Annotated in this window: 12 protein-coding genes; 8 read left to right on the top strand and 4 right to left on the bottom strand. The window is 71.1% G+C overall.

All coding sequences use genetic code 11. From position 1 onward, the window contains the following. Positions 1-289: 289 nt before the first annotated feature. The gene (locus tag IPL89_01065) at positions 290-1261 is read right to left on the bottom strand and encodes an ROK family protein (protein MBK9061789.1); all 972 of its coding nucleotides are present in this window, start codon (positions 1259-1261) and stop codon (positions 290-292) included. Positions 1262-1321: 60 nt separating this feature from the next. On the opposite strand from IPL89_01065, the gene IPL89_01060 reads away from it, so the two are divergent. Beyond that, the gene (locus tag IPL89_01060) at positions 1322-2929 is read left to right on the top strand and encodes a glucose-6-phosphate isomerase (protein ID MBK9061788.1); all 1608 of its coding nucleotides are present in this window, start codon (positions 1322-1324) and stop codon (positions 2927-2929) included. Here the strand turns inward: IPL89_01060 and IPL89_01055 are convergent. After that, positions 2922-4340, bottom strand: coding sequence for a glycosyltransferase family 39 protein (locus IPL89_01055; protein ID MBK9061787.1), 1419 nt, complete (start codon positions 4338-4340; stop codon positions 2922-2924). The two genes, IPL89_01060 and IPL89_01055, sit on opposite strands and share 8 nt — an antisense overlap. Before the next feature lie 143 nt (positions 4341-4483). Next, positions 4484-5215 carry a hypothetical protein gene (locus IPL89_01050; protein MBK9061786.1) on the bottom strand — a complete coding sequence of 244 codons (732 nt, stop codon included), beginning with the start codon at positions 5213-5215 and terminating at the stop codon, positions 4484-4486. A gap of 80 nt (positions 5216-5295) precedes the next feature. Between IPL89_01050 and IPL89_01045 the strand changes: the two genes are divergently transcribed. Then, positions 5296-5778: a hypothetical protein gene (locus IPL89_01045; GenBank protein ID MBK9061785.1), complete on the top strand. Its 483-nt coding sequence runs from the start codon at positions 5296-5298 to the stop codon at positions 5776-5778. 18 nt (positions 5779-5796) lie between these two features. Beyond that, entirely contained in the window at positions 5797-6027 is a 231-nt protein-coding gene (locus IPL89_01040; protein MBK9061784.1) for a hypothetical protein, read from the top strand. On the opposite strand, the gene purD is transcribed toward IPL89_01040, so the two are convergent. Beyond that, a complete protein-coding gene (gene purD / locus IPL89_01035) occupies positions 6024-7334 on the bottom strand; it encodes a phosphoribosylamine--glycine ligase (GenBank protein MBK9061783.1) in 1311 nt (436 codons plus the stop codon). The two genes, IPL89_01040 and purD, sit on opposite strands and share 4 nt — an antisense overlap. Positions 7335-7368: 34 nt before the next feature. Between purD and IPL89_01030 the strand changes: the two genes are divergently transcribed. The 5 genes from IPL89_01030 (at position 7369) to IPL89_01010 (ending at position 17083) form a co-directional block, all read left to right on the top strand. Beyond that, positions 7369-9213 carry a bifunctional homocysteine S-methyltransferase/methylenetetrahydrofolate reductase gene (locus tag IPL89_01030; protein ID MBK9061782.1) on the top strand — a complete coding sequence of 615 codons (1845 nt, stop codon included), beginning with the start codon at positions 7369-7371 and terminating at the stop codon, positions 9211-9213. Next, positions 9210-12908, top strand: a complete 3699-nt coding sequence (gene metH, locus IPL89_01025) for a methionine synthase (protein MBK9061781.1) — start codon at positions 9210-9212, stop codon at positions 12906-12908. Before IPL89_01030 ends, metH begins: the two co-directional genes overlap by 4 nt. Before the next feature lie 96 nt (positions 12909-13004). Further along, on the top strand, positions 13005-13703 hold the full coding sequence (locus tag IPL89_01020) for a hypothetical protein (protein ID MBK9061780.1): 699 nt from the start codon (positions 13005-13007) through the stop codon (positions 13701-13703). 9 nt (positions 13704-13712) lie between these two features. After that, entirely contained in the window at positions 13713-14768 is a 1056-nt protein-coding gene (locus tag IPL89_01015) for a histidine kinase (protein MBK9061779.1), read from the top strand. 308 nt (positions 14769-15076) lie between these two features. Then, complete coding sequence (locus tag IPL89_01010) at positions 15077-17083, top strand: flotillin family protein (protein ID MBK9061778.1); 2007 nt, start codon at positions 15077-15079, stop codon at positions 17081-17083. The last annotated feature ends 58 nt before the right edge of the window (positions 17084-17141 follow it).

The raw sequence follows: 17141 nt of genomic DNA, 5'->3' as shown, positions 1-17141 counted from the left end.
ATCGGAGGCGAGCCGCAGGAACCGGCGCGCCTTCTTCGCCGAGCAGGACCGCGCGAGCGTCGGGGACGTCGTCGTGACCTCCGCGAACTCCGGCCCGTTCTCGGTCTCGACGATGAGGCGCTCGCCGGGCTTGACCTGACCTCGCCCGTGAAGACGAGCGTCGTCTTCCCGTCCTCGGCGTCGGCGAGGCGCGCCCCGACGTAGTTCCCGCCGGGGTTCGTGGAGGTGCCGATGGAGCAGCCGGTGCAGCTCATGGAAGCCCGATTGTGCCAGATGAACCGAGCGGGACTCAGTCGCGGGAGTAGAGGGCCGCCCCGAGGAGCCCGGAATCGTCCCCGAGGCCGGCCGGCTCCACCCGGAGCTTGCCGAGGTCCTGCGTGAAGGCGAAGGCGTCCGCCCACTTGCGGACCTCCGCGAGGTAGGCCGGACCGACGTCCGTCGCGACGCCGCCCCCGAGGACGAAGACGTCGGGCGAGAGGATGTTCCAGACGTTCGCGATCGTGATTCCGACGGCGCGGGCCGAGCGCGCCAGCGCGCGGCGGGCCAGCTCGTCGCCCTCTTCCCACGCCTCGCGCAGCTGCGAGCCCTTGAGGCGGACGTCCTTCTTCGAGACGGCCTTCTCGAGAGCCGTCCGGTCGCCGCGGTCGATCCGGCGCTTGAGGTACTCCGCAATCCCGACCTTGGCGGCCGTGCCCTCGAGCGTGCCGTCGATCTTCCCGGGGGCCGCCCGGCGGAAGTCGATCTGCGTGTGGCCGATCTCCCCTGCGTTGCGGTTGTGCCCGGAGTGGATCTTCCCGTTCATGATCACGGCGCCGCCGACGCCGGTCCCGACCCACACGGCGACCATGAGGTTCGAGCCGCGGCCCGCGCCGAGCCGCGCTTCCGCGAGCGCCGCGAGACGCACGTCGTTCTCGACGCGGCCCGCCGCGCCGGGAAACGCCGCGCCGACCGCCTTCACGACGTTCCAGTTCGAGGCGTTGAGGTTTGCGGCCCTGAGGAGCGTCCCCTTGATCGTGTCGACGGCGCCGGGCGCCGCGATCGCGAAGGAGGAAACGTCGGCCCGGGTGACGCCGGCCTCCTTGAGGGCGAGGTCGCTGGCCTCGACGAGGGCCGCGCCGATCGCGTCGGGGCCGTCCGCGAACGGGGTCTTCAGTTTGCCGCGCCCCAGGATGCGGTTCGAGGCGTCCACGGCGCCCGCGAGAATCTTCGTGCCGCCGAGGTCGATGCCGAGGGCGAGGCCCTTGCCGGTCGCTTTCGCCATGAGGCGCGCAGTTTACGCGGGCCCGCCCGGATCGGAGATCATGGAAGGGGGAGGCTCCCGATGTCCGCTCACGACTGGCCCCGCGTCCAGGCTCTGTCGCTCCACGTGCCCGCGCTCGGGCTCCTCGTCGACCTCTCGAAGACCGGCCTCACGGACGACGCGCTGCGGAAGGACCCGCTCGTGACCGGCCTTTTCCCCTCTGCCTTCGCCGCCATGGACGCGCTCGAGAAGGGCGCGATCGCGAACCCGGACGAGAAGCGCCGCGTCGGCCACTACTGGCTGCGGGCCCCGGAGCGGGCGCCGGATGCGGAGACGGCCGAGGCGATCCGCGGGACGCTCGCGCGCATCGAGGACTTCGCGGCCGCGGTCCACGCGGGGCGTGTGGCCCCGGAGAAGGCGCCGCACTTCACGAACATCCTCGTCGTCGGCATCGGCGGCTCGGCGCTCGGACCGCAGTTCGTCGCCGACGCGCTCGGCTCGCCGCGCGACCCGCTGAAGCCGTTCTTCTTCGACAACACCGACCCCGACGGCATGGCGCGCGAGCTGTCCCGCATCGCGGCGACGGAGGGCGGACTCCCCGCGACGCTCACGGTCGTGATCTCGAAGTCGGGCGGGACGAAGGAGACGCGCAACGGAATGCTGGTCGCGGCCGACGCGTACCGCCGCGCGGGGCTCGACTTCGCGAAGCACGCCGTCGCCGTCACGGGCGCCCACAGCGAGCTCGACGAGGTGGCCGCGCAGGACGGCTGGCTGGAGCGCTTCCCGATGTGGGACTGGATCGGAGGGCGGACGTCCGAGCTCTCGGCCGTCGGCCTCCTCCCCGCGGCGCTGCAGGGGCTGGACATCCAGGCCCTGCTCTCCGGGGCCGCCGCCTGCGACGCGGCGACGCGCGTCCCCGAGGTCGCGGAGAACCCCGCCGCGATGCTCGCGCTCGCGTGGCACCACGAGACGGGCGGCCGCGGCGCGAAGGACATGGTCGTCCTCCCGTACAAGGACCGGCTCCTCCTCTTCTCGCGCTACCTGCAGCAGCTCGTCATGGAGTCGCTCGGCAAGGAGAAGAACCTCGAGGGCCGCGTCGTGAACCAGGGCATCGCCGTCTACGGCAACAAGGGCTCGACGGACCAGCACGCGTACGTCCAGCAGCTGCGCGAGGGCGTCCCGAACTTCTTCGCGACGTTCCTCGAGGTCGAGAAGGACCGCGCGGACGGCGAGCGCTCGCTCGAGGTGGAGACCGACGTCACGCCCGGCGACTACCTGCACGGGTTTCTCCTCGGGACGCGGAAGGCGCTCGCCGAGAACGGCCGCGGGTCGATCACGCTCACCGTGCCGGACGTCTCGGCGCGGACGATCGGCATCCTGATCGCGCTCTACGAGAGGGCCGTCGGCCTCTACGCGCAGCTCGTCGGCATCAACGCGTACCACCAGCCGGGCGTCGAAGCGGGCAAGAAGGCCGCCATCGCCGTCCTCGCGCTGCAGGCGCGGATCCTCGCGGAACTGAGGGCGAAGAAGGGCGAGTTCCGGACGGCCGAGAAGATCGCGGCCACACTCGCCGAGCCGGACGTCGAGACCGTCTTCGCCGTCCTCCGCCACCTCGCTGCAAACCCCGACCACGGCGTCGCGAAGAAGGACGGTCCGACGTTCTTCCTCGCGACGTTCGGAATCAGATGAACAGCCGGTCGCGCTGGAGGATGACCCTGAGGTCTTCCTTCGGCTCGCGGCAGATCCAGATCGGGCGGCCGTTCTCGTACGGCATCGCGAGCGGGTGGCCGGTCTTGCCCGCCTCCTCGACGCTTCCGAAGACTGCCGTCAGCGTCTCGCGCTGTCCACCGATCACGATCAGAGGCCCCTTGAACGGCGCATTCTTCTCCGCGTCCGCGGCGCTCCAGAACCAGAAGGAGTTGTGCGGGCAGAGGACGCGCGGGACGCCGAGCGGCGCGCCGTACTTCTCCAGCGCCGCCGCCTCGCCGTAGTTGCGCGCCCAGACGCGCGCCGTTTTGCGTTCCGCCTCGGACAGGGTTCCCGCGACGCGCCCGACCTCGGCCGCCATCCCGGGCCAGCCGAAGCGGTCCGCGAAGTGCTGCGGGAGCGGGCCGAGCTCGTTGCGCTCCGTCGTCGTCGGCCCCATCCCGAGCGCCTTCGCGTACGCGACGTACTGTGGCACCGGCAGGAGCGGCAGCGCGAACGGCGCGATCGCGAGGCCGCCCAGGACGAGAAGCGTCCCGTACACCCACGCGGGCGCGGCGCTCCGCCCGCGGTGGAGGACGCGCTCGAGGGCGACGCCGCCCGCCGCGAGGAGCGGCGCGAACGACGCCGCGAGGTACTCGGCCTTGCTCGAGCGGTTCGCGAGGAGAATCGCGAGCGTCGCGACGAAGACGACGCCGAGGGCGCGGAAGCGCCGGCCGTCCCGCGCGGCGAGAAGCCACACGAGGCCCGCGATCCAGAGCGGCGCCGCGAGCGGCTGGAAAAGGAAGAGGAGCTCGCCGCCGAACGCAAGCGGCGAGGTCGTGCGGTACTTCTCGCCTGTCGCGCGCCGCATGAACTCCAGCGTCGGCCAGCCGTGGAGCGCGTTCCAGGCGAGATACGGCAGGAGCCCGAGGAAGGCGATTCCGCCCGCGAGCCACGGGCCCAGCGTCGTCAGCCAGCGCCGCGCGGGCGTCAGGAGAAGGCCGGCGAAAATCCCCGCGCCCAGCCACAGAACGCTGATCTTGTTCAGGAGGCCGAGGGCGAGAACCGTTCCGAGAAGCAGCCACAGGCGCCCCACACCGCCTCGCGGACCAGTCTCGACGTCTCCCTCGAGAATCCTCGCCAGGAGACTCGCCGCAAGCGTCCAGAACAGGATGTCGAAGGAGTTCATCGAGTAGTAGCCCGTCATCCCGACCCAGATCGGCGCGACGGCCGCGGCAGCGGACGCGAGGCCCTGCGCCGCCGGGCCGCCGCCGAAACGCCGCGCGAGGAGGCCCGTGAGGACCACGACGGCGACTCCGCAGAGCGCGGGCGGGGCCATGAGCGCCGCTGCCGAGTCGCCGAAGAGGGCGCGCCACGCGGAGAGGAAAAGGATCGAGAACGCCGGCTGGTCCACGTACCCCGCGGCCGGACGGCTCGCGCACGAGAGGTAGTACAGCTCGTCGCGGAAGATCCCGTACCGGCCGACCGACGCGGCGTGGAGGGCCGCCTGCAGCAGCGCGGCGGCGCCGATCAGACTCCAGGCCGGCGCCGCGCGTCTCAGTTCGATCCCGCGCAGGCGTTCTTCTCGGCGACGTAGCGGTCCTGCCCCGGCAGGATGACCGAGACGTGACCCACGATGTTGTTGTTCGTCTCGTCCTTCTCGCGAACGGTGTTCGCGGGATCGACCGTGACGCGCACGTCCTTGTGGCCGGTGCTCGGCCACGAAGTCTTCACGGACTCCGTGTGCTCGGCGCCGGGCGCGAGCGCCGGCAGCGGGAACGATCGCGTGCCGAGGCGCTCCACGCGGAAGTCGAACGTCGTGGCCGTCGACGGAGCGTTTCCGGAATTGCGGATCCTCGCCGTGATCGTCTTGTCCTCGTTCATGTAAGGGCGCCTGCCATTCCACGCGAGGCACGCCACGAGATCGGGGAGCAGCGCGACCGCCTCGCCGAGGACGGCGACGCGGAACGTCGCGCTGGAGAACGCGCCGCCGCCCGGGATCTGGACGACGACCCGGTAGAGCCCCGCCCGCGCGTTCGCCGGGATCGTCACGGCCTGCTGGCCGTCGTTCGGCGTCCCCGACGCGAGGCTCCACGCCGTGTCGTCGTTCGCGAGCCCGATGTTCACCGTCGCCCCCGTGAACCCCGGCGACGTCCATTTCACGTCGAGCGTCCCGCCGGCGGCCACCGTCTTCGCCGCTGTCGGCTCCGTCACGAGAATCGCCTGCCCGGCGGCTCCGTCAGGCAGGAGGAGCGCCCCGAGGAGCGCCGCCGGGAAGAACCGTCTCATGTCGCCTCCGTCTTCCCGTGAAACGTGGGGCGGGCCGGAGGGGGCGTCAAGGGTCCCGTGATCTGCGCGATACTGGACCCGTGGCGACGCTCTCGGACCTCTCCATCAAGAACCGCCTCTTCATGGCCACGTACCGGTACCGGACGGTCGATCCCATTCCGTTCGCGCGGCCCCACCGGCCGCTGCGCGAGGCGCGCGTCGCGCTCGTGACGACGGGCGCCGTCTACGCGCCGGGCCAGGAGCCGTTCGACGACGAGAAGAAGGGGGGCGACTCGTCGTTCCGCGTGATCCCGCGGGACCTCGACGTCTCGACGCTCGGCATCGCGCACAAGTCCGACGCGTTCGACCAGACCGGCTTCCTCGCCGACCGCAACCTCGGCTTCCCGCTGGACCGCCTGCGCGAGATGGAGGCGGAGGGGCTCATCGGAAGCCTCGCGCCGCGCGCGCTCTCGTTCATGGGGTCGATCTCGGCGCCGGGACGGCTCGTGAAGGAGACCGCGCCCGAGGCGGCGGCGCTGCTCGCGGAGGACGGCGTCGACGTGGCACTCCTCGTCCCCCTTTGACCGCTCTGCCATCAGACCGTGTGTCTGATCGCCGCGGAGCTGGAAGGAAGAGGGATCGCGACGACGTCCGTGACGGCGCTGCCCGAGGTCACGCGCAAGGTCGGCATCTCCCGCGCCCTGGCGGTTCCGTACGCGCTCGGCTATCCGCTCGGGCTGCCGCATGACGCCGTGCTCCAGACGAAGATCCTGACCTCGGCCTTCGCGCTGCTGCGCGAGAGCGGCCCGCCGCCCGTCGTCCGCGACTTCTAGCGCAGGAGCGAGCCCGACCGCTCCATCAGAATCTCCAGGGCCTTCTTCCCGATGTCGCGGCGGAAGTGCCGCCCGTCGAAGTGGATCTTCTCGGCCGCATCGCGCGCCTTCTTCAGCGCCTGGGAGAGCCCGCGCGAACGCGCGCAGACGTTCAGGACGCGGCCGCCCGCCGTCACGAGCCGGCCGTCGGGGGTCGTGGCCGTGCCGCCGTGGAAGACGAAGACGCCCTCCTCGGCCTCGGCGTCCTCGATGCCCGTGATGGGGCGGCCCTTCTCGTACGGACCGGGATAACCCTCCGCCGTCAGGACGAGGCAGGCCGTGGCCTCGCGACGCCAACCCGGCGTGACGCCCTCTTCGAACTTCCCGCGGGCCGAGGCCAGTAGGAACGGCAGGAGGTCGCCGTCCATGCGGAGCATCACGGCCTGTGTCTCGGGATCCCCGAAGCGGACGTTGTACTCGAGGACGTACGGGTTTAGGCCCTTCTCGAGAATGATGCCGACGAAGAGGACGCCGCGGAACGGCCGCCCCTCTTCCTTCATTCCCTTCAGCGTCGGCTGGACGACGAACGCGAGGATGTCGGACGCGGTCGACGCGTCCAGCAGGACCGACGGGCTGTGCGAGCCCATGCCGCCCGTGTTCGGGCCGCGGTCGCCGTCGTAGATCTTCTTGTAGTCCTTCACGGTCGCGAGCGGGAGCGCGCGCTCGCCGTCGCAGAGCACCATGAAGCTGACCTCGTCGCCGGAGATGAACCGCTCCACGAGGACGCGGTCGCCCGCCGAGCCGAAGACGCGGTCCTCGAAGAAGAGCTTGAGCGCCTGCTCCGCCTCGGCTGGCTCCTGGGCGATGACGACGCCCTTGCCGGCCGCGAGGCCGTCGGCCTTGAAGACGACGGGCAGGCCGAACGACTTGAGGGCGCGCTCGGCCTCGGCGCGGTTCGTGACGATCTCGGCGTCGGCCGTCGGGATCGCGTACTTCTTCATGAAGGTCTTCGAGAACGCCTTCGAGCCCTCGAGCTCGGCCGCGAGGCGGTTCGGCCCGAACGCGAGAAGGCCGCGGTGCGTCAGTTCGTCCACGAGGCCGAGCGTGAGCGGCAGCTCGGGCCCGACGATCGTCAGGTCGATGCTCATCGACTCGGCGAAGTCGGCCAGCTCGACGACGTTGTCGACGGAGATGGGGATGCACGTCGCGAGCTTCGCGATGCCGGGGTTGCCGGGCGCGCAGAAAATGTCCGTGACGCCCGGCGCCTGCGCGAGCTTCCAGACGAGCGCGTGCTCCCGCCCCCCCGAGCCGACCACGAGAAGTCTCATGCGACGGATAGAATCTTACCGCGAGGGCGTTCTAATGAAGAGAGACATCCGCGAGCGCCTGAAGACCGAGGTCCTGCTCGGCGACGGCGCCATGGGCACGCTCCTCGTCTCGCGCGGCGCCCCCGCGGACGGCCCGCGCTCTCCGGTCTGCCTCACGACTCCGGACCTCGTCAAGGAGATCCACGACGACTACGCCGCCGCCGGCGCCCAGGTGATCTCCACGAATACGTGGGACGCGAACCGCTCCAAGCTCACGAAGTTCGACTGGGCGGACTCGCTCGAGAAGATCAACCGCGAAGCGGTCCGCCTCGCGCATGCCTCGGCCGAGGGCGAATACGTCTACGTCGGAGGCGTCGTCGGCCCTCTCGGGCAGCTCGTCAAGCCCTACGGGCCGCTCACCCGCCCTCACGTTCGGGAAATCTTCACCGAGCAGCTCCGCATCCTCCTCGAGGAAAAAGTCGACCTCCTCGTCTTCGAGACGTTCTCGTCCCTGCTCGAGATCCTCGAGGCCGTGCGCGCCGCGCGCGCCCTCTCGGCGGAGATCCCCGTCCTCGCGTCCATGACGTTCCTCGCGGACGGCAAAACGAGCTTCGGCGACGAGGCGGCCGAGAGCCTCCGCGCGCTTGCGGACGCCGGCGCGGACGTCGTCGGCCTGAACTGCGCGATCGGCCCGCAGGAATCCCTCGAGGTCCTGACGCGCGCGACGTCCTCAGTTTCCCTCCCCGTCTCGCTCATGCCGAACGCGGGCTACCCGTGGATCGTCGGCGGCCGCACCGTCTACCCCGCGACGGCCGACTACTTCCGCGAGACGGCGCGTGAGGCCGTGCAGGCCGGCGCCGCGTACCTCGGCGGCTGCTGCGGCACGGGCCCCGAGCACGTCGCCGCGATGGCCCGCGAGACCGTCGGCAAGGCCCGCCGCGCCGCCCACGCCGCCCCGTCCGTCTTCGTGTCGTCCGAGCGCCCGCGGCCCGAGGCCGCGCCGCTCGAGACGTCCGCGTTCAAGCGCAAGCTCGCCGACCCCGCGGCCCGCGTCGTGACGGTCGAGGTCGAGCCGCCGAAGGGCTTCGACTCCTCGGTGGCGCTGGACGGCGCCCGCACGCTCAAGACGCTCGGCGTCGACGCCGTGAACGTCACGGACAACCCGATGGCGCGCCTCCGGATGTCCTCGATCGCCGTCGCCCACCTCATCCGCCACGAGACGGGCGCCGAGACGATCTTCCATTTCTCGCCGCGCGACCGGAACGTGCTCGGCATCCAGTCGGACCTCCTCGGGGCCGCGGGCCTCGGGATCAAGGCGCTTCTCGTCGTGGGCGGCGACCCGCTGAAGATCGGCGATTACCCGCAGGCCAAGCCCGTCGGCGAGGTCGACACGCTCGGTCTCCTGCGCATCGTCAAGGGCCTGAACGCGGGCGTCGACCTCGCGGGCGGCGCGATCGGAGCCGCCACGTCCTTCGCGATCGGCTGCGCCGCGAACCCGGCCGCCAAGGACCTCGACGTCGAGATCTCGAAGCTCGCCGCGAAGATCGACGCGGGAGCGACGTTCGCCCAGACGCAGCCCGTCTGGGATCTCGCGGCGCTGGACCGGTTCTGCGCGCGCGCCGAGTCGCGTTCGATTCCCGTCCTCGTCGGCCTCATCCCGCCGAAGAGCCTCAAGCAGGCCCTCTACTTCGCGAACGAGGTTCCGGGGATGGTCGTCCCCGAGTCCCTGATCGAGAGGATGCGCAAGGCCGCCGACAAGGGGCCGGAGTTCGAGGAGGAGGAGGGCATCGCGCTCGCCCTCGAGCTCGCCAAGGAGATGGCGGCGCGCGTCCGCGGCCTGCACGTGATGCCGATGGGCCGCTACGGCGTCGTCAAGCGCCTCATGGAGGCGCTCGGATGAGCGCCGAGGCACGCCTGCGGGCGCTGCTCTCCCGCCGGGTCGCCGTGATCGACGGAGCGATGGGGACGATGATCCAGCGCGAGGGTCTGGACGAGGCCGCGTACCGCGGGGACCGGTTCCGCAATCACGCAAGGGACCTCAAGGGCGCCAACGACCTCCTCGTCCTCACGCAGCCCGCCATCGTCGAGAAGATCCATCGCCAGTACCTCGAGGCCGGCGCGGACATCCTCGAGACGAACACGTTCAACGCGCAGGCGATCTCGCTCGCGGACTACGGCCTCGAGCCGCTCGCGTACGAGCTGAACGTCGCGGCCGCGCGGCTCGCGCGGAGCGCCGTCGACGCCCACCGCGCGGCGACCGGCAAGGACGCCTTCGTCGCGGGCGCCCTCGGGCCGACGAACCGGACGCTGTCCCTCGCCGTGGACGTGAACGACCCGGGCAAGCGCACGCACGTCTTCACGGACATGGTCGCCGCGTACCGCGAGCAGGTGCGCGGCCTTCTCGACGGCGGCGCCGACGTCCTCCTCTTCGAGACGGTCTTCGACACGCTCGTCCTCAAGGCGGCGCTCTTCGCGGCGCAGCAGCTCCTCGACGAGGGCGCGCGGCGCGTCCCGCTCATGGTTTCCGTCACGATCACGGACAAGTCCGGCCGGACGCTCTCGGGCCAGATGGTCGAGGCGTTCTGGAACTCGATCGCCCACGTCCCGCTCCTCTCGGTCGGGATCAACTGCGCGCTCGGGGCCAGGGAGATGCGGCCGTACGTCGAAGAGCTGTCGGGCCTCGCGCCGGTCTTCACGAGCGCGTATCCGAACGCCGGCCTCCCGAACGCGTTTGGCGGCTTCGACGAGACGCCCGAGATCATGTGCGCCGACCTCGCGGCCTTCGCGCGCGAGGGCTGGGTCAACGTCGTGGGCGGCTGCTGCGGGACGACGCCGGAGCACATCCGCGCGATCGCCGACGCCGTCCACGGCATCCCGCCGCGGCGCGTCCCCGAGGTCCCGCGCGCCACGCGCCTCAGCGGCCTCGAGCCGTACACGCTGCGCGACGGTGTCTTCACGGTCGTCGGCGAGCGGACGAACGTGACGGGCTCGCCGAGGTTCTCGAAGCTCGTCCTCGCGGGCGACTACGAGGGCGCGCTCGCCGTCGCGCGGCAGCAGGTGGAGGGCGGCGCGAACGTCCTCGACGTCTGCATGGACGAGGGGATGCTGGACGGGGCCGCCGCGATGACGCGTTTCCTCAGCCTCGTTTCGGCGGAGCCGGACATCGCGAAGCTGCCGATCATGCTCGACAGCTCGAAGTGGGACGTGATCGAGGCGGGCCTGAGGTGCCTGCAGGGCAAGGCCGTCGTGAACTCGCTCAGCCTGAAGGAGGGCGAGGACGCGTTCCGCGCCCACGCGCGGCTCGTCCGGCGCTACGGCGCCGCGGTGATCGTGATGGCGTTCGACGAGGCCGGCCAGGCGGCGACGGCCGAACGCAAGCTCGCGATCGCCTCCCGCGCGTACCGGATCCTCACCGAAGAGGTCGGATTCCCGCCCGAGGACGTCATCTTCGACCCGAACGTCCTGACGGTCGCCACGGGCATCGAGGAGCACGATTCCTACGCCGTCGACTTCTTCGAGGCGACGCGCCGCATCAAGGAGGCGCTCCCGTTCGCGAAGGTCTCCGGCGGGATCTCGAACGTGTCGTTCTCGTTCCGCGGGAACAACACGGTCCGCGAGGCGATGCACGCGGCGTTCCTCTACCACGCGATCCGCGCCGGACTCGACATGGGGATCGTGAACGCCGGCCAGCTCGCGGTCTACGAGGACGTCCCGAAGGATCTCCTCGAGCGCGTCGAGGACGTCCTCCTGAACCGGCGAAGCGACGCCACCGAGCGCCTCCTCGCATTCGCCGCGTCCGTGAAGCAGGCCGGCCCGGCCGAGGCGAAGACCGACGCGTGGCGGAGCGGGACGGTCGAAGAGCGCCTGACGCACGCCCTCGTCCACGGCATCACGGACTTCGTCGAGGCCGATACCGAAGAGGCGCGCCGGGCGCTCGCCCGGCCGCTGGACGTCATCGAGGGGCCGCTCATGGCGGGAATGAACGTCGTCGGCGACCTCTTCGGCGCCGGGAAGATGTTCCTGCCGCAGGTCGTCAAGAGCGCGCGCGTCATGAAGCGCGCGGTCGCGTACCTCGAGCCGTACCTCCAGGCCGACAAGGCCGCCGGGGCGTCGACGTCGCAGGGCAGGATCCTTCTCGCGACGGTCAAGGGCGACGTCCACGACATCGGGAAGAACATCGTCGGCGTCGTCCTCGCGTGCAACGGCTACGAGGTGATCGACCTCGGCGTGATGGTCGCCGCCGACCGCATCCTCAAGGCGGCGAAGGAGCACGCCGTCGACGCCGTCGGCCTCTCGGGCCTCATCACGCCGTCGCTCGAGGAGATGACGCACGTGGCGCGCGAGCTGGAGCGCGGGGGCTTCGCCGTGCCGCTCCTCATCGGTGGCGCCACGACGAGCCCCGTCCACACCGCCGTGAAGATCGCCCCCGCGTACGGCAAGCCCGTCGTCCACGTGCACGACGCCTCGCGCGCGGTCGGCGTCGTCTCCGGCCTCCTTGGCGGAGAGAAGGCGGCGTTCGCGGAGACGAACCGCAAGAAGCAGGCGCTCCTCGCCGCCGAGCACGAGGCGCGGGCAAAGAAGCCCCTCGTCCCGCTCGCGGCGGCCCGGGCGCGCCGCCCGAAGCTCGACTGGGCGGCGGCGGACCTTGCCGTCCCGTCCTTCACGGGCGTCCGCGTCCTCCACGACGTGCCGCTCGAAACGCTCGTCCCGTTCATCGACTGGTCGCCGTTCTTCCACGCGTGGGAGATGCGCGGCCGCTATCCCCAGATCCTGGACGACGCGGTCCTGGGGGAAAGAGCCAGAGAGCTCTTTGCCGACGCGCAGGCGCTCCTCGCGCGCGTCGTGCAGGAGCGGCTCCTGACCGCCCGCGGAGTCCACGCGTTCTTCCCCGCCGCGTCCGAGGGCGACGACGTCGCCGTCTTCGCCGACGAGGCGCGCACGAAGAGGCTCGCGACGCTTCACACGCTCCGCCAGCAGATGGAGAAGCCCGAGGGCCAGCCGCTGGAGGCGCTCGCGGACTACGTGGCGCCCGCCGCGAGCGGCCGGAGGGATCACATCGGCCTCTTTGCCGTGACGGCCGGTATCGGCGCCGACGAGCTTGCCCGGTCCTTCGAGGCCGCGCACGACGACTATTCCGCGATCCTCGCGAAGGCGCTTGCGGATCGCCTCGCCGAGGCGTTCGCCGAGATGCTGCACCAGCGCGCCCGCTCCGACTGGGGCTACGGGCGCGGCGAGGCCCTCACGCACGAGGAGCTCCTTCGGGAGAAGTACCGCGGCATCCGCCCCGCGCCGGGCTATCCCGCGTGCCCCGACCACACCGAGAAGCGCACGCTCTTCGACCTCCTCGGAGCCGAGGACGCCGCCGGCATCCGCCTCACGGAGAGCTTCGCGATGTCTCCGGCGGCGTCGGTCTCCGGCTTCTACTTCGCGCACCCCGACGCGCATTACTTCGCGGTCGGCCGCCTCGGGAGGGACCAGGTCGAGGACTACGCCCGCCGCAAGGGGCTCCCCGTGGAGGAGGCCGAGCGCTGGCTCGCGCCGAACCTCGGGTACGAGCCCGCGCGCGTCGCCGTGCCCGCCGCCGCGGCCCGCTGACGCCCCTCGGAGCCGTTTACCGATCCCGGCCGTGCGTTCGCCGATTTGCCCGGGCTGAAGGCCCCGCGGGCGCGTACCTTTCCCACGGAGGCAGACATGGACCCGACCGCTCCGACACCCCGCCAGCTCCCGACCGGACGCCTGCTCGTCGGGCTCCTCTTCATCGCCGGAGGCCTCCTCTTCACCGCCGCGAACCTCGGATTCGTCCAGGTGCGCGAGGTCTGGCGCTACTGGCCTCTCGTCCTCGTCGCGGTCGGCCTCCTGCGCCTCGTGTCGCGGAACTTCTTCGCGGGCCTCGTCCTCATCGGGATCGGCGGGCTGCTCCTCGCGCGCGAGTTCAATCTCCTGTGGTTCCGGCTCTCGATGCTCTTCCCGCTCATCTTCGTCCTCGTCGGTCTCAACATCGTGCTCGAGCACTGGCGGCGGCAGGCCGGCCCGGCTCCCGGCGGCGGGGCGCCCGGCGGGACGCTGAGCGAGTGGGCGATCTTCGGCGGCGGCAAGCGCCGAATCCAGTCGCAGGAGTTCCGGGGCGGGCAGGCGAACGCCATGTTCGGCGGCTTCGAAATCGACCTGCGCGAGGCGCAGATGGCCGGCGATTCCGCCGCCATCGACGTCTTCTGCTTCTGCGGCGGCGGCGAGATCCGCGTCCCGGAGACGTGGAACGTCTCGATGAAGGCGATCGCGATCTTCGGCGGGCAGGACGACAAGACACGGCCACCTCTGCCCGGAGCGCCGCACAAGGAGCTGTACGTCACGGGGTTCATCCTCTTCGGCGGCCTCGGCGTCAAGAACTGAAGGCGCGCCGTGCACCCGCTTCTCGCGCGGCCGGGCGCCTTCGCGGTCTACCTGATCGCGTGGGTCCCGCTCACGGCCATCCTCGGCGCGCTCCTCGTCCTCGCGGGCGGGATGACGGCGCTCGAGGCCGCCGTCGTCTCGCCGCTCCTGACGGGCGTGTACGCCTTCGTGTGCCTTTCCTCGTGGTACCTGTGCATCGCATTCCCGATCCGGACGTCCCGGCTCTTTTCGCTCGCCGTCACGCTCACGGTCGCGTCGGTCGTGGCTGCGTCGCTCTGGGTGCTCTGGGGCGCGACGCTCGGCGGCCTTCTCGCCCTCGCCCCGCCGTTCGCGGCGCTGCCCGAGGCGCTCCGGCGGGCGACGCTCGTCGTCCTCCTCCTCGGCATCCTCCTGTACCTCCTCGCGGTCGCGCTCCACTACCTCCTCGCGGCGGCGCGGGACGCGAAGGAGCGCGAGGAGCGCGAGGTGGAGCTCAAGTCCCTCGCGCGCGACGCCGAGCTCCAGGCCCTCAAGGAGCGCCTGAACCCCCACTTCCTCTTCAACGCGCTCAACTCGATCGGCTCGCTGGCCGCGTCGCGCCCCGAGGAGGCGCGCCGCATGTGCGCGCTGCTGTCGGACTTTCTCCGGACGACGCTCGGCCTCTCGGGCAAGGCGGAGATCCCGCTCTCGGAGGAGATCGCGCTCGCGCGGCGCTACCTCGCGGTCGAGCGCGTGCGTTTCGGCGACCGCCTCGGGTTCACCGAGGACCTCGACCCGGCCGCGGCGGATTCGCTCGTGCCGCCGCTCCTCCTGCAGCCGCTCGTCGAGAACGCCGTCAAGCACGGGATCGCGCGCCGCATCGACGGCGGCACGCTCACGCTCGTGACGAAGCGCTTCGGCGACCGCGTTTCGATCGTCGTCGAGAACCCCGCCGACGACGACGCACCGCCCGCCGCGGGAACGGGGCTCGGCCTCGTGAACGTCGCCCGGCGCGTGTCCGCCTCGTGGGGCGACGCCGGCCGCTTCTCCGCGCGCCGCGTGGACGCGACGTTCCGCGCCGAGATCGAGCTGCCCGCGCGCGTCTGACGCGCCCGCGCGCGACTCCCATGCCATCTCCTGGCACTTGTGCTTCCCGGTACAGCCTGGAGCTGCATCGAGCGTGCCAGCCGCCGGTTTGACGAAGCGACTTCCCGGACGCACATTGGGATCAGGTGGCAAACATGTCACGCAGCAAACGCCCCAGGGCCTGACGGCTCCCCGCAGGGGCGTTCCCCACTCCGTCTGAAAAGGGATTCGCGGCGCGGCTCCGCCGTCTGAGTGGCCCGTCACCCGCGATCCCGAAGGGAGTTCCCGTGTTCAAGGCGCTCGAACTCTTCGTCTCGGCTCACGCGTTCCTGGCCCTCGTGAGCCTCGTCCTCCTCCTCGGCGCGCTTGGGGCCGCGCTTTTCTTCCGGTGGATCCCGAACAATCGCGTCGGGATCGTGGAGAAGCTCGTCAGCGCGAAGGGGTCGGTCACGTCCGGCCTCATCGCGCTTCACGGCGAGGCGGGCTTTCAGCCTCAGCTCCTGCGCGGCGGCTGGCACGTCCTGCCGCGCGTCCTCTACCGCGTCCACCGCGTGCCCCTCGTGACGATTCCCCAGGGCAAGATCGGCTACGTCTTCGCGCGCGACGGCCAGCCGCTCTCCCCCACGCAGACGCTCGCCTCGGCGGGCAAGGCGCCCGACTACCAGGACGCGATGGCCTTCATCACCGGCGGCGGCCAGCGCGGGCCGCAGCGGATGGTCCTCCGCGAAGGCACGTGGGCGATCAACCTCGCGCTCTTCGCGGTCGTGACCGACTCCGGCGTCCTCCAGCTCCCGCTCGACAAGCAGGACGAAGAGGTGCTCCGCCGCATGGCGCAGCTCATCGCCGAGCGCCAGGGCTTCACGCCCGTCGTCATCAAGGGCGGCGACGACCTCGTCGGGATCGTGACCGTCCACGACGGCCCGTCGCTCGCGGAGGGCGAGATCATCGCGCCCGTCGTGGGCGACGACCCCGCCCAGCGCGCGACGTACCACAACAAGTTCCAGGATCCGGAGCGCTACCTCGCCGCGGGCGGCTTGCGCGGCCGCCAGCTCGAGGTCCTCGTCGAGGGCACGTACGTCCTGAACCGCCTCTTCGCGACGGTCGAAATGATCCCGAAGACCGTCGTCGACGTCGGCTCGGTCGGCGTCGTCGTGTCCTACACGGGCCGGGTCGGCGTCGACCTCTCGGGCCCCGAGTACGCGCACGGCGAGACCGTGACCGCGGGCTGCCGCGGCGTCTGGAGCGTCCCGCTCGGCCCCGGAAAGTACGCCTTCAACACGTACGCGGGCCGCGTCGTGACGGTGCCGACGACGAACATCATCCTGAAGTGGATCCGCTCGGAGACGGGCTCGCACCGCCTCGACGAGAACCTGTCGGAGATCGGCCTCATCACGAAGGACGCGTTCGAGCCGACGCTGCCTCTCTCGGTGGTGATCCACATCGACTATCGGAAGGCGCCGCTCGTCATCCAGCGTTTCGGCGACATCAAGAAACTCGTCGAGCAGACGCTCGACCCGATGGTGTCGGCCTATTTCAAGAACGTGGGCCAGACGCGCACGCTCCTGCAGCTCATCCAGGACCGCAGCGCGATCCAGGACGCGGCCTCGCGGGAGATGAAGGACAAGTTCGCGCGCTACAACCTCGAGCTCGAGGAGGTTCTCATCGGGACGCCGGGCGCGGCGCCGGGAGGCTCGATCGAGCAGATCCTGAACCAGCTCCGTGCGCGGCAGGTGGCTGCCGAGCAGGTCGAGACGTACACGCGCCAGCAGACGGCCGCCGTCAAGGAGCGCGAGCTCCGCGAGGCCGAGGCGCGCGCGAAGCAGCAGTCTCTTCTGACCGAGTCGGAGGTCTCGATCACCGTTCAGTCCAACCAGGGCAAGGCCGAATACCAGCGTTCGCTCCAGCAGGCGGCGCAGATCCAGGCGCTCGCCGACGCGGAAGGCAAGAAGGTGCGCATCCTCGCGGACGCGGACGCCGCGCGCATCCAGGCGGTGGGAGGCGCCGAGGCCGACCGGGCGGCGCGCGTCGGCATCGCGCAGGCGGTCGCGGCCGAGGAGCAGGTCCGCGCCTACGGCGGGCCGCGCTACCAGGTCGCGCAGGCCGTCCTCTCGCGGTTCGCGGAGGCCATCGAGAAGTCGAAGGTCGACATCGTCCCCCGCGTGATGGTCGGCGGCGGCGGGGCCGACGGCTCGCGCACGGGCAACGTCCTCGAGGCGCTCTTCGCGCTCTTCGTCGCGAACCAGGCCGACGGCGACGGCGCGAGCGCCGCCGCGCGGCCCGAGGTCGAGACGATGAAGGAGAACGTTCGCAAGGCGGTCTTCGGGAAGATGGGCTGAGTCTTCCCTCCCTCTCCCGGCGGGAGGCCCCGGAGCTATCCTCGCTCCGTGGCCTCCC

The organism is Acidobacteriota bacterium (assembly GCA_016716715.1).
Classification (GTDB): domain Bacteria; phylum Acidobacteriota; class Thermoanaerobaculia; order UBA5066; family UBA5066; genus Fen-183.
Note: the sequence above shows the minus strand (reverse complement) of the source record. Positions and strands in the feature narration are given on the sequence as shown.

Coding starts and splice junctions, on each gene's coding strand:
- IPL89_01065 (MBK9061789.1), bottom strand. CDS start 1,261: ATGGCGAAAGCGACCGGCAAGGGCCTCGCCCTCGGCATCGACCTCGGC.
- IPL89_01060 (MBK9061788.1), top strand. CDS start 1,322: ATGTCCGCTCACGACTGGCCCCGCGTCCAGGCTCTGTCGCTCCACGTG.
- IPL89_01050 (MBK9061786.1), bottom strand. CDS start 5,215: ATGAGACGGTTCTTCCCGGCGGCGCTCCTCGGGGCGCTCCTCCTGCCT.
- purD (MBK9061783.1), bottom strand. CDS start 7,334: ATGAGACTTCTCGTGGTCGGCTCGGGGGGGCGGGAGCACGCGCTCGTC.
- IPL89_01030 (MBK9061782.1), top strand. CDS start 7,369: ATGAAGAGAGACATCCGCGAGCGCCTGAAGACCGAGGTCCTGCTCGGC.
- metH (MBK9061781.1), top strand. CDS start 9,210: ATGAGCGCCGAGGCACGCCTGCGGGCGCTGCTCTCCCGCCGGGTCGCC.
- IPL89_01020 (MBK9061780.1), top strand. CDS start 13,005: ATGGACCCGACCGCTCCGACACCCCGCCAGCTCCCGACCGGACGCCTG.